The sequence below is a fragment of the Echinicola strongylocentroti genome (assembly GCF_003260975.1).
GTDB lineage: Bacteria > Bacteroidota > Bacteroidia > Cytophagales > Cyclobacteriaceae > Echinicola > Echinicola strongylocentroti.
This window is the reverse complement of the sequence record NZ_CP030041.1, coordinates 555,535-568,688: the sequence shown is the minus strand read 5'-3', so window position 1 is coordinate 568,688 and position 13,154 is coordinate 555,535. Positions and strand designations below refer to the sequence as shown.

Below are 13,154 nucleotides of genomic sequence, written 5' to 3'. Positions count from 1 at the left end.
AACACATAGTTCCCGGAAAACTGTTCTGCATTGGGGGGGAGGTAGTATTAAGTCTTGAGAAGTGAGACTTGAGATTTGAGACAAATGTATTGAGTCCTCCCCTTTTAGGGGAGGTTAGGTGGGGTTGTTTTGGAGCAAGGAGGAACATTAGAAGGTTTTAGTAAGTGGTTTTGGTGGAGCTTTGCTCTAGCATTGGCAAGGGTTGAGTCTTGTTGAGTTTTTGACTCCATATAAACTGTTCCTGAGTCCTGTCCTCTGGGTGTCAAAGGGTGAAGTCAGGAGTTTGCGAGGGGGGGATTGGATTGGGAAATTAAAGAGAAAACCATCCCTACAATTTTTAAACCGGCATAACTTGTATGATGTATGACAAATTAATACCTTGGAGAAAATCATTTATACATGGAGTTTAGTGAGATAGGTAAACGGAAATCCCTGAGTGCCCAAGTGGAGGAAGCCCTGATGCGATCCATCAAGGAAGGGAAATACCTTCCAGGGGAAAGGATTCCCACGGAGAATGAGCTATGCAAGATTTTTAATGTCAGTAGGACTGCCATTAGAGAGGCCATTAAGACGCTAATTGCACGTGGAATGGTCAAAGTAAAAAAAGGCAGTGGTGCTTTTGTCTCAGAAGTGAGCGTCCAGAATGCCTCGGAGATGCTAAATATGTTCTTTGAACTTTCCTCCGACAAGGATTTGATGTTGCAGACGATAGAGGCGAGGCGTGTGCTAGAGCCCAGAATCGCTGCTGAAGCAGCCATGAAGCGTAGCGAAAGAGATATTCAGCTGTTGGAGAAAAATATGATAGCGATGAGGGACTGTGAATTGGCAGATAAAAAGACCGAAGCAGAACTGGATAACGACTTTCATCGGATTCTACTTTCCATTACGGATAATAGCGTGCTGGAATTGCTGCTGAGCCCTGTTTTTAGCCTGATGCCAAAATTCAAGATGAATGTCTTTGCCAAACCCGCATCCGGGAACCTGGAAGCGGAAAAAGCCAATATGCTCAAGCACCACCAGCATGTCTTGGAAGCAGTAATCCGGCAAGATCCTTTTGGAGCTCAGGAAGCGATGGAAAAGCATTTGCATGATACCCGCAAAAACTACCTTCATTTTACCAAATCCATTGATCGAGCATAAAGTATGAACAGAGAAGAAATAGCTGAAATTATCCTTCAGGAGAAACTCATAGCGATCGTCCGTGTCAATGATGCAGATACCGTTCCGGTGTTGATCGCGGGGCTAGTGGCAGGAGGCATCAAGGTGCTGGAAATCACCACCAACAGTCCTGACTTTGCAGTCATGATCAAGGAAAACAGGAAGCGATACCCCAACATTTTGATCGGTGCCGGAACGGTGGCCAACAGGGATTTGGCCATAAAGGCCATAGATGCGGGAGCGCAGTTTTTGGTCTCCCCAAACACCCATGCTGGAGTCATTTCTGTAGCACATGATCACGATATTCCGGTCGTCATGGGCGCATTGACTCCCACAGAAGTAGGTGCAGCGATAGAACAGGGGGCAGATATTATAAAGCTATTTCCCGCAGGGAATTTTGGTCCGAGCTATTTAAAGGCGATCAAAGCACCTTTTGATAAGGTTCGTTTTTTTGCCGTTGGAGGTATCCATTTGGAGAACATGGAGAAATGGATGGAAGCAGGGGCCGATGGGCTAGGCTTGGGCAGTGTATTGACACATATCGATGGACTGAAGCTCACCGAAGAGATAGTCGCCCACAATGCCAGGAAGTACGTAGAAAAAATAAAACAATATGAATAAGGAGTTAGCCATTGCACGTATTGAACTATTCAAAGTGCCGCCAAGATGGCTTTTTGTAAAAATCACCACCGAGTCAGGATTGATCGGGTGGGGGGAGCCAGTAGTAGAAGGAAAGGCAGACACCGTAGCGGCATGTGTCAAGGAGATGGAACAATACCTGATCGGAAGACAGGCCAATGAGATCGAGGACATTTGGCAAGTGCTCTACAGGGGTGGATTTTACCGTGGAGGGCCGATCCTGATGAGTGCGATTTCAGGCATCGACCAGGCACTTTGGGATATCAAAGGCAAATACCTGAACGTGCCGGTGTATGAACTGCTGGGAGGGGCGGTGCGCCAAAAGATGAAAATGTACTGCTGGATCGGAGGAGACCATCCCGAGGTGGTTTTGGAACAAGCGCAAGAAAAGGTGGATGCCGGATACAAAGCCGTCAAAATGAATGCTACCGGTGAGATGGACTGGGTCTCTTCTGTCAAGGAGACAAAGAAAGTGGTCGAAAATATACAGTTGATTCGTGAGCATTTTGGTGACCAGTTGGATATTGGCCTTGACTTTCATGGTCGCGTGCATAAGCCCATGGTCAAGCGGCTCATTGATGAGTTGACCCCATTTAACCCCATGTTTATCGAAGAGCCGGTACTGGCCGAAAACAACGATGCTTTAAGGCATATTTATAGCTATTCATCCATTCCCATTGCCACGGGAGAGCGGATGTTTTCACGGTGGGATTTCAAGGAAATCCTGCACCAAGGCGTGGTGGATATCATTCAGCCGGACCTGAGCCACGCTGGTGGAATCTCCGAAGTGCGCAGGATTGCTGCCATGGCGGAAGCTTATGATGTTACCTTGGCACCGCACTGTCCCTTGGGGCCGATTTCTTTGGCCTCAGCACTGCATGTGGATTTTGTCTCTGCCAATGCAATCATCCAGGAAAGCAGCTTGGGAATTCACTATAACCAAGGTTTTGACCTGTTGGATTTTGTCAAAAACCCAGAGGTCTTTGAGCTGAAAGATGGATTTATCGCGCTATTTGATCGACCGGGACTGGGTGTGGAGATGGATGAAGACAAATTGCGGGAAGGACAGAAAATAGGCCACAGCTGGGCCAACCCCATTTGGAGAAATACCGATGGGAACTTTGCCGAATGGTGATGGGAGTATTAAGTACAAGTGCCCCTTCGGCTCCGCTCAGGGACCCACAGAGTACGCTCAGGGACCCACGGCTCCGCTCAGGGATCTACGGCTTCGCTCAGGGATCCACAGCGTACGTTCAGGGACCCGCGGCTCCGCTCCCTTCCGCTCCCTTCCGCTCCCTGAGCGTAGCCGAAGGGAACGGAAGGGAGCTGCTAAATCGATAGGTGAACGCTACCAACCCTTTCAACCTTATAACCTTACAACATACAACCTTAAAACCCATAACCCTAAACTCCAATGACCTATTTGATTGCTTTGATCCTTTCGCTGGCGGTACTGATTACGGGGATCGTCAAATTTAAAGTACATCCCTTTTTTATGTTACTGCTGGCAGCACTTACTTATGGTTTTGCAGCAGGGATGTCCGCCGAGCAAATGGTAGAAGCGATCAATATAGGTTTTGGGGAGATTTTGGGAAAAATCGGCTTGATTATTCTTTTTGGTGTGACGATCGGTACCATCCTGGAAAAGTCGGGTGGGGCATTGGTCATGGCCAATCGGATATTGCAGTTGATCGGGAAAAAGTCCATCCACCTGGCGATGATGCTCACAGGGTACGTGCTGTCTATACCGGTATTTGCGGACAGTGCCCTGATGATGATGAACCCCTTGAACAAGATGCTTTCAAAAAAAGCAGGCGTGTCCTTTGCCGGAACGACAGCGGCCTTGGCGATGGGACTGACGGCTTCCCATGTGATGGTACCACCCACCCCCGGGCCAATTGCCGCGGCAGGGATTCTGGGTGCCAACTTGGGCGATGTAATCCTTTGGGGGGTATTGGTGAGCAGTATCGCTCTTGTGCCATGTTATTTTTATGCCCGAAAAGTAGCCGATAAGCTCCGTGTCCCCGTTTTGATAGAAGTGGTTACTCCCGCTAAGGAACAGCCTCCCTTGTGGAAATCACTTTTGGCCATTTTAATTCCCCTGCTATTGATCTTGGTAAAATCGGTACTGGAATACCCTACCGTGAATCCGGGAAATGGCTTTCTTGTGCGCATATTCTTGTTTTTGGGAACACCGGTAATGGCGTTGCTGGTAGGAGTGATCCTATCCTTGTTATTGCCCAAAAAGCTGGATGAAACCGTCTTTTCTTCATCTGGCTGGATAGGCGAATCCTTGAAAGTGGCTGCACCGATCATTCTCATTACCGGTGCAGGCGGAATATTCGGTAAAATGCTACAGGAATCAGGCTTGGCAGAGGCGGTTACAGGAGGATTTGAAGGGGCAAAATGGGGGCTTTTTGTGCCCTTTCTTTTGGCTGCTTGCCTAAAGACCACCCAAGGAAGCAGTACCGTGGCCTTGGTGACGACGGCATCTATTTGTGCGCCATTGATGTCCTTTCTGGGGCTTGACAGTGCTTTTATGCAGACCATGACCGTGTTGGCCATTGGAGCGGGATCATCGGTGGCGTCCCATGTGAACGATAGCTTTTTCTGGGTACTTACCCAGCTGACCGGAATGAACGTGAAGCAAGGGTACCAAGTGCAGACGGCAGGTACGTTTGTTTTTGGCGTAAGTGCCATGTTCTTGATTTATATTATTTCTCAAATTATAGCTTAAGAAAATGAACATAAAACCAATTCTCATGGGAAGTTTGCTTGGCGCAGCAATGGCCTGCTCAACCAACAAAACATCCAAAAATATACAACACCAACCCACAACAGCATCGACTTCACCCTTTTCCATCAACATCCTCGATGATCAAGCCTTGAAGGTGATTTCGCCGGATGCCAAAATCGAGCGGATGGCTTCTGGCTTTGACTGGGTGGAGGGACCGCTTTGGGTGGAGGAAGGAGGAGGCTACTTGTTGTTCTCCGATATACCTCAAAACAAGATTTATAAAATGACCATAGAGGGTGATACCAGTACTTACCTTTTTCCTTCTGGGTATACGGGGAACGGAACTAAACGAAAAGAGCCAGGTTCAAATGGATTGCTATTGAGCAATGAAGGGGAATTGGTGCTGATGCAGCATGGAGACCGAAGGGTGGCCAAAATGAAGGCGGGTCTGAATGCGCCATCTTCCGAGTATTCCAGTTTGGCAGACAGCTATAAGGGCAAGCGCTTCAACAGTCCCAATGATGGTGTTTTTGATCAGGAAGGCAATCTTTACTTTACCGATCCTCCGTATGGGTTGCCACCCCAATATGTGGGGAAGGAATTGTCTTTTCAGGGTGTTTATTGTTTAAAGCATGATGGGGATTTGATCTTGGTGGATTCACTGTCCAGGCCCAATGGAATAGCGCTTTCGCCAGACGAAAAATACCTGTTTGTGGCCAATTCAGATAAGAAAAAAGCCGCTTGGTTTCGCTATGCGATAGAAGAGTCGGGTGAGGTAGGAAAGCGTGAATTGTTCTTTGATGCTACCGAAAAAGCCAAGGAAGCTAATGGCCTTCCGGATGGAATGGAGATGCATCCAGCAGGCTATTTGTTTGCCACTGGGCCTGGAGGAGTTTGGGTTTTTGACCTCGGAGGCAAGGTGCTGGCAAAGATCCATACAGGGCAGTTGACTTCCAACTGTGCTTTTTCTGCCGATTACCGGCGGCTTTACCTGACAGCGGATGGGGATATTTTGCGTGTTGATTTGAAGTGAATGATTGGTTTTGTGCGAAATGTAGCCACGGATTATACGAGTTCTATTGACCTGTATCGATTATTAAATCCATATCATTACTTCATGCAAATGCAGGAACAGCGGAGTGAAGTAATCACTCTCATTTGAAAACGAGATTGCTTCGCCATACTTCTCGACCTAGCGACAGACCATAGCCGTTAGGCTAACGTCTGTAAGTTGCTAAAAACCTATGTTCTTAGTGATGTCTGTGAATTCACATAGGGCATAGGGGGATTTCAAATCCCCATTATCTTGGTTCGGGATTGCAAATCCCGAACAGCAAAGGTGATGATCTTTGAAGGTACCGGTTGCCGTTGGGGGCACTTCAAATGCCCTGCTGTACCATCCTCGTTACAAAGGAGGATGATTGGGGCTTGTAACGAGGATGGTTGGGGCACAGCAAATTTAACACATTGAGAAAGCTATTGAAACGTGATTTTAGAGTTTTTGTCTTTTTTGAGTTCTGTAAAAGTCGGTATGCCTTTTATGATAAGTTCACTTTTGTCCTGAAGGTTTATGGTGTTCAGGTTTTTGATGTTTTCGCCATTGATTTTGGCATTTCGTAAATCCAGGTCAAGGAAGTCTATATTGGCCAACTCATTATCGGAACGGTTTATACCGTGGATATTGAGGTAATTTACATGGCTGTTTTGGGAGATTTGGAAACGGGATCCCCAATTATCTACAAATAGCGAATCATAATTTCCATAAACGGTCGTGCGATTTGCCTTTCTAATAATGATGTTTTTGATATCGTTTGAATTTACCTTAACCAGGATATTATCTCGCCAATCATCTTTTGATGAATGGATATAGCAGGTGTCATTGGAGAAAGTGATATTGTAGTTTCCTTCAGGCTTAGCTCCTCGGCTTGTTATTGTTATGTGGTTCTCGGAGCTCTTATGTAGATCTACCCAAGAGTCGGCATCGATGCTCAGCGTGGAGATGGGTCGGTCCATGGCTACTTCTTTGAGTATTTCAGGAGTTTTTTTATTTATTTCATTTGACTTGTTATTGGCGATGACAATGCAGGTGGTCTGTACTACCAAGGCAAACAACACAAAGCCGAAAAGGATTTTATTACTTGTTTTCATGATTGTTTTCATCTAAAATATTCAAAAGTGGTTTTAAATCCATCGCCGAAAGCCCAAGGACTTGTACCCGGTGGATCAGCAGGGGAAGCTCATGTTCGATAAAAGCGGCTTTTTGCCGGTGATGGATCTTTTGCGGGGCTTTTTCTGCTACGAAGAAACCAATGCCGCGTTTATTGTCCAGGATCTCTTGATCTTGGAGGATGCTATAGGTACGCATGACCGTGTTGCGATTGACTTCCATGTCTTCTGCGAGCTCTCGGACAGAAGGCACCCGCTCGCCAGGAGCAAATTTCTCTTGGAGGATTTGGTCACAGAGCCAGTCAGCGATCTGGAGGAAGATATTTCTGGATTCGTTGAATTCCATGGTTATACTTGTTTTTCTTTTAGGCGGAAGTAGGTGGTTAGCCAGCAAATGAAGCATAGCAAAATAACTAGGCAGACGGCAGAAAAGAAAACCAATGGAACTGTATTATTAATTACTTTAGGATGTTCGAGTTTGACTTCATTTCCCAAGAAAATACTGTTGAAGGGGTCTAATAGGTGAAAAATAGTGACGTTGTAAAATAGTATTACAAATAAAAGGACAAGTATACTCAAAGGCCCAAGCAGCGCATTCCATTTTTTGAAAAATGTACTTGTCAAAAAAAGCAATGAAATACCTAGGGTGGGGAAGCTAATTACAATTGTACAGATAAAGAAGTTAACAGCTCTATCCGGCTGATCTAAATCGAATGCTTTTACAAATGTAAAGTACTCAATTTGGCCAGCGAAATCTGATGCTGTCGGAGGACTATGGAAGGCCATATATAGCGATGCTGTGAGGTTAGCGGTGATCTTGAATATCAAGGGGTAAAGGACCATGAACAGTAGAATCCGTATTACCCACTGTGCCGTGAATTTCTCGAAAGTGGAAGCAGGCAATGTCAGGTAACCTATGGTAGCTGTTTTAGATTTAAAGCCAGGAAAACTATTGCCAGCGATGAGGATTCCAAAAATCAAATACCCTAATATTATAAATGGAAGAAAGTTGGTAGCTCGCCAGCTGGGTTCATGCGATAGGTGAAAATCAGGGAAAAATACCCATAAAATAATACCAAGGGCCAACATAGCTCCTGGAATAGCAGTAAGGTAATGAAATCGATTGTTTTGAAAATCGTATTTAAGCAGTTGTATAAACCTGCTAAAGCTGAAGAATTCATTTTCTTTTTTCATGGGATTAGGCGTTTATGGTGTTGGGAGTACGGATCCGATCGTTGATGACCGCATTGAAGAGCAATTCCAGGGAAATCTGGGAGGGTTGCTGGGCGGATTTCAGAGGAGCCACGTAATGATAGCCTCCCATGCTTTTCTCTACATATACGCTGTGTTCATCCGCCTGTGGACCAAAACCAAAATACCATTGGTCACTAATGGAGAGCATTTCCTCATCGAAGATTACCTTTCCGTGGTTGACGATGACTGCCCGGTCAATGAGGTTTTCGACATCCTTCACTTGATGGGTGCTGATGATGACCGTTTGATCCTCCTCGATATTGGCTGTGACAATCTTCCGGAAGAGGCTTTTGGAAGGAATGTCCAAGCCATTGGTAGGTTCATCCAGCAGTAGAAGCTTACAGCCCGAAGCAATGGCAAAAGCTATCAGGAACTTCTTACGCTGGCCAAAGGACATGCTCCCGAGCTTCTGATCATAGGGCAAGTCAAAATCCTTTTGCAACTGGTTCATTTTTTCCCTGTCGAAGCGGGGATAGAAAGGTGCCAGTGAGCCTATGTATCGCTGAATGGTGTTTTTTTCTGGAAGGAAGTTCTCTTCCGGCAATAAAATCAACTCCTGCAAGAAAAGGGGAGAGCGACCAAAAGGCCGATATCCATTGACTTGGATGTCGCCGGATGTTGGCTTTAAGAGTCCTGCCAAAAGTCCCATTAGGGTGGATTTTCCAGCGCCGTTTTTTCCTAGGAGCCCAATGACCTGACCGGGCTGGACTTCCCAGTCCATCTGGTCGAAAAGTGGAGCTTGCTTACGGTAAGCAAAACTCATTTGGTTTAACAAAATCATTATCTACTGTTTTAGTGTCATAGTGTATTATGACAGTAGATAAATGACTTTATTTTTTGAAAAGCAAGTAGTTGCGAGAGAAAGTTGTAAGGGGAATGGGAAATGGCTGTTTTATTTAGGGCACGCCAAATGCCCTGCTCTATCATCGTCTTCGTTTGTAACGAGGGTGAATCACCCAATTTTTCAACCTTTCAATTTTAAAACCTCCCCATACTCCACTTTCAGTGAAAAGGAGTCTTTCAGGGCGATATCATTGAAATGGGCGTGGATGGCGCGAATGGGGCCTCCGTGGGTGATGATGATGGCCTTGTCGGTTTTTTGCTGTTGGAGGTCGGTGATAAAGGCCACGCAGCGGTCATAAAGCTGCCGATAGCTTTCTCCTGAAGGGCAGGGGACTTGGACAAAGTCTTCCATCCAAGGGGTGATTTCTGCCTTGGGAATAGCCTCCCAAGCAAGCATCTCCCAAGAGCCAAAATCCAATTCCATCAAACGTGGATCTTCGGTTATGGAGACTTCGGGAAAAAGGGCTTTGGCCAGCGCAGCGCAGCGGCGTAGGGGACTGCTGAAAATCGCCAATGAAGTGGCTTGTCCCTTCAGTTTTGTTCTGATGATGTCCGTTTCTTCCGCGAAACTCTCCGCCAGCGCAAGATCAGTCTGGCCGTAACAAATTCCTTTGGCAATATCGGGTTTGGTATGGCGGATCAGATAAATTTCCATATGATGAGTAGGCTCAGATAGAAAACGACTTCCGTGACTTGCTGGACAGCTCCCAGGCAATCTCCGGTGTAGCCACCGATCCATTTCTGGAACCATCTGCCCATCCACCATTTGGCGATAAAACACGGAATGATGGCCAAGAAAACCGCATAATTTTGGAAGAGTGCCAAGGGGAGAAAGGCAAAAGCGGAAGCGACAAACAAGTCCCTTGTTGGGAAGTTTCCTTTGGCAATGGGCTTGGATTTGCTGCCGATTTCATCATTTATCTTGGCATATTGGTGTGTTTTGAAAAAAGTAAGGGCAACAAACCTGCTTACCGAATGTCCTGAGATATAACAAGCGATGATACATTGGTAAAACTCAAAGCTATAGCTGTTTTGTTGAATGATTTTGGCCAACTCCATCAGCCCTAGGAATTTGATGGTAAAAATGAAAATCAATCCAACTCCTCCAAAAGTGCCAATCCGACTGTCTTTCATGATCAGGAGGATTTTTTCCTTGGTCCATCCACCACCAAATCCATCCATGGTGTCGGCAAATCCATCTTCATGAAATGCTCCGGTAAGGATTACTCCAGTCACTATGGATAAAAACAGGGCAATGGTGACCGGTAAGACCTGATAGGCCAATAGCAATGTGATGGCTGAGGCGCCGCCGATTATCCACCCGATAAATGGGAAATATTTTCTGGATAGTTGCAGGTATTCCTCCGAATGGTCCACCCATGACGGACAGGGAATCCGCGTGTAAAACATCAATGCCGTAAAAAAAGCCTGTAGTTCTTTTCTCATGAGGTGCTTTAAAAGGTGTAGTCGTTAGTGATTTTCCTTGCTTACCCCTGCACTATCGAAGCTGGCCATTTCATGAAGAAAGGCGCATGCAGAAGCTACTATCGGATAGGCTATGGCAACGCCAGAACCCTCGCCGAGCCTCATGCCTAGATGGAGCAGTGGTTTTGCTTTGAGATAGTCGAGCATAGCGGCGTGGCCTCTTTCTCCCGAACAATGGCTAAAAATACAGTAAGAAAGGAAGTTGGGATGAAGTTCGTTGGCAATCAGTACAGCTGCGGTGGTGATAAATCCATCCACTAATATGACCATTTTTCTTTCCGCCGCTTTTAGCATAGCACCGCACAACTGGGCTATTTCAAAGCCACCAAAGGTACTCAAAATTTGAATAGCATTATCCCTATCGATTTTGTTATGTATATTAAGTGCTTTTTTGAGTGTTTGAAGTTTAGTTTTTTGTTGATCGTCATTAGTGCTTGTGCCCTTTCCTACGCATTCTTCCAAAGGAATACCGCATACGGTATGCATGATGAGGGCTGCAGAAGAGGTGTTGCTGATGCCCATCTCGCCAAAGCCGACTACATTGCAGTCATCTCGATCAATCTGCTCTATTAGTTCGGCTCCTTTTTGTAGTGCATCCAAGCATTGCGCCTCTGTCATGGCCGGTTCCTTGAGGTAATTGGCTGTTCCCTTGGCGATTTTTGCATGGACCAAGTTGGGCTGATCGCCAAAATCATAGTTGATACCGGCGTCGATGACTTTTAGTGCCAAGTGGTGTTGTCTGGCAAACACATTGATCGCTGCTCCCCCGCCGAGGAAATTCATGACCATCTGGTAGGTTACTTCCTGGGGATAGGGGTTGACCAAGTTTTCTTTGGCGATCCCATGGTCTCCGGCAAATACCAGCATATGTGGATTCCTTAGCGAAGGAGTGAGTGATTGTTGGATCAAACCAATGTGGAGAGCGAGGCTTTCCAGATCGCCCAGCGCACCGATGGGTTTGGTTTTAAGGTCTATTTTCTGCTGGAGTGCTTTTTCGAGCGAATGGTCTATTGGCGAAATATTAATAGCTATCATTTTCCTGTAAATAATAAGTCTTGGAAACAAAAACCAATTTCTTTTGGCTGCTCATCGGAAGGGGAGTAGCAGCCATCTTTTTTGTCTTTTGGGGCTTCATAGCTTCGCATCACTTTTTCGCCCAGGGCAAAGGGTACCGGTGACGAGAAGATCGGCCCATCATACACAAAGGTGTGGAATTCCCCATTTTCCCCACAGGGGTCTACTGTCGAGGGCAAGTCCTTTAAAAATTCCTCATCTATCACCCTTCCCGCAAATTCTTCGGGTACCAGGTCGGCTTTTACGCAGACGACTACCGTCTTAAAACCCAGGCCCAAAAATTCATGGATAAGCTCAGTAGTGTTTCTCTTCCAAAGTGGAAACAAGGCCTTTAAACCAACTTCTGCCAGTTTGTCTTCCCTGTATTTTTTGAGATCCTCCAAAAAAATGTCGCCAAAAATGCTGTGTGTGATGCCGGCACCTTTTATTGCTTCCATTTTTTTATGCATAAGCTGGTTGTACGTATCCATGCTGGGCATTTCAGGAAGCAGGAGCTCATCCACGGGAAGACCAATCGCTTTGGCCTGCGCCTGAAGCAATTCCCTTCTTACACCGTGCATCGAAATCCGCTGATGATGGTCATTCACCGTGGTCATCAAGCGGTCCACTTGGATTTTCTGGTCGTTCATGACATGGTATAAGGCCAATGCACTGTCCTTGCCACCACTCCAGTTGAATATGCTTTTGATCATAATGCGGTTATTCTTTTTTTCGTATCTCCCATATTGCCCAATCATCACTTCAGTTCTAATGGAAGTCCTGACACCATAAAGGTGGCTTTATCGGCCCTTTGGGCAATGTACTGGTTGATCCAGCCTTGGAGTTCGGTGAATTTTCTGCCTACTTCCGTTTGGGCATGGAGTCCCATTCCGATTTCATTGGATATGATGATCAAGGTACCTTTTTGGGCAGTCGAAAACAACTGGTCAACTTCCGATTTACAACTGTCCAGACAGCTTTCGATGTCACTTTTTGAATCAGCAAACCAGTTGGTCAGCCAAAGGGTCACGCAGTCCAGTACCATTACTTTGCCGGAAACATCCACTTGGCCAAGGTGTTTTTCCTCTTCGATGGTTGTCCAGCGTTCATCCCGGTCAGATTGGTGCCTGTCCACCCGTTTTTGGAAGTCTTGGTCCCATATTCTGGAAGTGGCCAGATAAACGGGGGATGCCGATAGCCTCTCGGCCAACTGCTGGGCGTATTTACTTTTTCCTGAGCGTTCACCGCCTGTAATGTAGTGGATCATGGTGTGGGAGGTTTTTAACTGGTTGGGTTAATGGTCAGCATGGTCATTTATCATGAAAGTTGTGAATTCTTATTCATAATTTATCCCGGTTTATAGTTAGGCATCAAGTCTTTTTGGGATAAGGGCAATTTCGGCAGCCGTTTCCACAGCACTTCCCCTGCCGGAGCAAGTACCAGCTTGAAAACACATAAAACCCCTGTTCATTGACCGTATAGTCGATGCCTTCGATCAGTGAAGTGGGCTTCCCCATTTTTTGGATCGTTTTGATCTTTTTGGCGTCGAGGTGTGCTGTCCAGTGGCTGATGCGGTCCTGTATGGCGGACTTTAGGCAGTCAGGGCACAGGCAACCCTGGTTTTCTTCCAGTGGTACAATAGGAGGAAAAGCACTGCACCAACATTCCGTCGTGCAGGCAAAAGCTATTTGGCAATTTGGGCAGCGCTTTTCTTTGTTCATTGTGTATGCCTTTTCATTAGTCTACTACATTATAAACCATATGGCGATCCATCTAGTTTTCTTATTATACTTTCCTGATTTCACCCTTCGATACGTTC

Annotated in this window: 15 protein-coding genes; 5 read left to right on the top strand and 10 right to left on the bottom strand. The window is 46.1% G+C overall.

The genetic code is table 11. The features are described 5' to 3' along the window. Window positions 1–399: 399 nt before the first annotated feature. The 5 genes from DN752_RS02195 (at window position 400) to DN752_RS02175 (ending at window position 5,567) form a co-directional block, all read left to right on the top strand. Window positions 400–1,140, top strand: a complete 741-nt coding sequence (locus DN752_RS02195; protein WP_112782462.1) for a FadR/GntR family transcriptional regulator — start codon at window positions 400–402, stop codon at window positions 1,138–1,140. A gap of 3 nt (window positions 1,141–1,143) precedes the next feature. Next, window positions 1,144–1,779, top strand: coding sequence for a bifunctional 4-hydroxy-2-oxoglutarate aldolase/2-dehydro-3-deoxy-phosphogluconate aldolase (locus DN752_RS02190; RefSeq protein WP_112782461.1), 636 nt, complete (start codon window positions 1,144–1,146; stop codon window positions 1,777–1,779). Beyond that, on the top strand, window positions 1,772–2,932 hold the full coding sequence (dgoD, locus tag DN752_RS02185; RefSeq protein WP_112782460.1) for a galactonate dehydratase: 1,161 nt from the start codon (window positions 1,772–1,774) through the stop codon (window positions 2,930–2,932). The genes DN752_RS02190 and dgoD overlap by 8 nt, the downstream gene beginning before the upstream one ends. A gap of 279 nt (window positions 2,933–3,211) precedes the next feature. Next, a complete protein-coding gene (locus tag DN752_RS02180; RefSeq protein WP_112782459.1) occupies window positions 3,212–4,534 on the top strand; it encodes a GntP family permease in 1,323 nt (440 codons plus the stop codon). 4 nt (window positions 4,535–4,538) lie between these two features. Continuing rightward, entirely contained in the window at window positions 4,539–5,567 is a 1,029-nt protein-coding gene (locus tag DN752_RS02175; protein WP_112782458.1) for an SMP-30/gluconolactonase/LRE family protein, read from the top strand. A gap of 443 nt (window positions 5,568–6,010) precedes the next feature. Here DN752_RS02175 and DN752_RS02170 read toward each other — a convergent pair whose 3' ends face one another. The 10 genes from DN752_RS02170 to DN752_RS02125 form a co-directional block, all read right to left on the bottom strand. Then, window positions 6,011–6,682, bottom strand: a complete 672-nt coding sequence (locus DN752_RS02170; protein ID WP_112782457.1) for a hypothetical protein — start codon at window positions 6,680–6,682, stop codon at window positions 6,011–6,013. Beyond that, a complete protein-coding gene (locus DN752_RS02165; RefSeq protein WP_112782456.1) occupies window positions 6,669–7,046 on the bottom strand; it encodes a GntR family transcriptional regulator in 378 nt (125 codons plus the stop codon). The genes DN752_RS02170 and DN752_RS02165 overlap by 14 nt, the downstream gene beginning before the upstream one ends. A 2-nt stretch (window positions 7,047–7,048) precedes the next feature. Next, window positions 7,049–7,894: a hypothetical protein gene (locus DN752_RS02160; protein ID WP_112782455.1), complete on the bottom strand. Its 846-nt coding sequence runs from the start codon at window positions 7,892–7,894 to the stop codon at window positions 7,049–7,051. A gap of 4 nt (window positions 7,895–7,898) precedes the next feature. Further along, window positions 7,899–8,735, bottom strand: a complete 837-nt coding sequence (locus DN752_RS02155; protein WP_112782454.1) for an ABC transporter ATP-binding protein — start codon at window positions 8,733–8,735, stop codon at window positions 7,899–7,901. Between the two features lie 183 nt (window positions 8,736–8,918). Continuing rightward, a complete protein-coding gene (gene cobC / locus DN752_RS02150; RefSeq protein WP_112782453.1) occupies window positions 8,919–9,452 on the bottom strand; it encodes an alpha-ribazole phosphatase in 534 nt (177 codons plus the stop codon). Beyond that, window positions 9,437–10,243 (bottom strand): adenosylcobinamide-GDP ribazoletransferase, encoded by an 807-nt coding sequence (locus tag DN752_RS02145; RefSeq protein ID WP_112782452.1) that lies wholly within the window; start codon window positions 10,241–10,243, stop codon window positions 9,437–9,439. Before DN752_RS02145 ends, cobC begins: the two co-directional genes overlap by 16 nt. A 24-nt stretch (window positions 10,244–10,267) precedes the next feature. Continuing rightward, on the bottom strand, window positions 10,268–11,317 hold the full coding sequence (cobT, locus tag DN752_RS02140) for a nicotinate-nucleotide--dimethylbenzimidazole phosphoribosyltransferase (protein WP_112782451.1): 1,050 nt from the start codon (window positions 11,315–11,317) through the stop codon (window positions 10,268–10,270). Beyond that, a complete protein-coding gene (locus tag DN752_RS02135; protein WP_112786393.1) occupies window positions 11,314–12,048 on the bottom strand; it encodes a Dph6-related ATP pyrophosphatase in 735 nt (244 codons plus the stop codon). Before DN752_RS02135 ends, cobT begins: the two co-directional genes overlap by 4 nt. A 44-nt stretch (window positions 12,049–12,092) precedes the next feature. Further along, window positions 12,093–12,602, bottom strand: a complete 510-nt coding sequence (locus DN752_RS02130; protein ID WP_112782450.1) for a bifunctional adenosylcobinamide kinase/adenosylcobinamide-phosphate guanylyltransferase — start codon at window positions 12,600–12,602, stop codon at window positions 12,093–12,095. 103 nt (window positions 12,603–12,705) lie between these two features. Then, complete coding sequence (locus DN752_RS02125) at window positions 12,706–13,056, bottom strand: DUF5522 domain-containing protein (RefSeq protein WP_112782449.1); 351 nt, start codon at window positions 13,054–13,056, stop codon at window positions 12,706–12,708. Window positions 13,057–13,154 lie beyond the last annotated feature (98 nt).

What these genes read in the sequence shown, in the direction of transcription:
- DN752_RS02190 (WP_112782461.1), top strand. Translation starts at nt 1,144, where the DNA reads ATGAACAGAGAAGAAATAGCTGAAATTATCCTTCAGGAGAAACTCATA.
- DN752_RS02160 (WP_112782455.1), bottom strand. Translation starts at nt 7,894, where the DNA reads ATGAAAAAAGAAAATGAATTCTTCAGCTTTAGCAGGTTTATACAACTG.
- DN752_RS02165 (WP_112782456.1), bottom strand. Translation starts at nt 7,046, where the DNA reads ATGGAATTCAACGAATCCAGAAATATCTTCCTCCAGATCGCTGACTGG.
- cobC (WP_112782453.1), bottom strand. Translation starts at nt 9,452, where the DNA reads ATGGAAATTTATCTGATCCGCCATACCAAACCCGATATTGCCAAAGGA.
- DN752_RS02170 (WP_112782457.1), bottom strand. Translation starts at nt 6,682, where the DNA reads ATGAAAACAAGTAATAAAATCCTTTTCGGCTTTGTGTTGTTTGCCTTG.
- DN752_RS02155 (WP_112782454.1), bottom strand. Translation starts at nt 8,735, where the DNA reads ATGATTTTGTTAAACCAAATGAGTTTTGCTTACCGTAAGCAAGCTCCA.
- DN752_RS02175 (WP_112782458.1), top strand. Translation starts at nt 4,539, where the DNA reads ATGAACATAAAACCAATTCTCATGGGAAGTTTGCTTGGCGCAGCAATG.
- DN752_RS02125 (WP_112782449.1), bottom strand. Translation starts at nt 13,056, where the DNA reads ATGAACAAAGAAAAGCGCTGCCCAAATTGCCAAATAGCTTTTGCCTGC.
- DN752_RS02180 (WP_112782459.1), top strand. Translation starts at nt 3,212, where the DNA reads ATGACCTATTTGATTGCTTTGATCCTTTCGCTGGCGGTACTGATTACG.
- DN752_RS02130 (WP_112782450.1), bottom strand. Translation starts at nt 12,602, where the DNA reads ATGATCCACTACATTACAGGCGGTGAACGCTCAGGAAAAAGTAAATAC.
- dgoD (WP_112782460.1), top strand. Translation starts at nt 1,772, where the DNA reads ATGAATAAGGAGTTAGCCATTGCACGTATTGAACTATTCAAAGTGCCG.
- DN752_RS02195 (WP_112782462.1), top strand. Translation starts at nt 400, where the DNA reads ATGGAGTTTAGTGAGATAGGTAAACGGAAATCCCTGAGTGCCCAAGTG.
- cobT (WP_112782451.1), bottom strand. Translation starts at nt 11,317, where the DNA reads ATGATAGCTATTAATATTTCGCCAATAGACCATTCGCTCGAAAAAGCA.
- DN752_RS02135 (WP_112786393.1), bottom strand. Translation starts at nt 12,048, where the DNA reads ATGATCAAAAGCATATTCAACTGGAGTGGTGGCAAGGACAGTGCATTG.
- DN752_RS02145 (WP_112782452.1), bottom strand. Translation starts at nt 10,243, where the DNA reads ATGAGAAAAGAACTACAGGCTTTTTTTACGGCATTGATGTTTTACACG.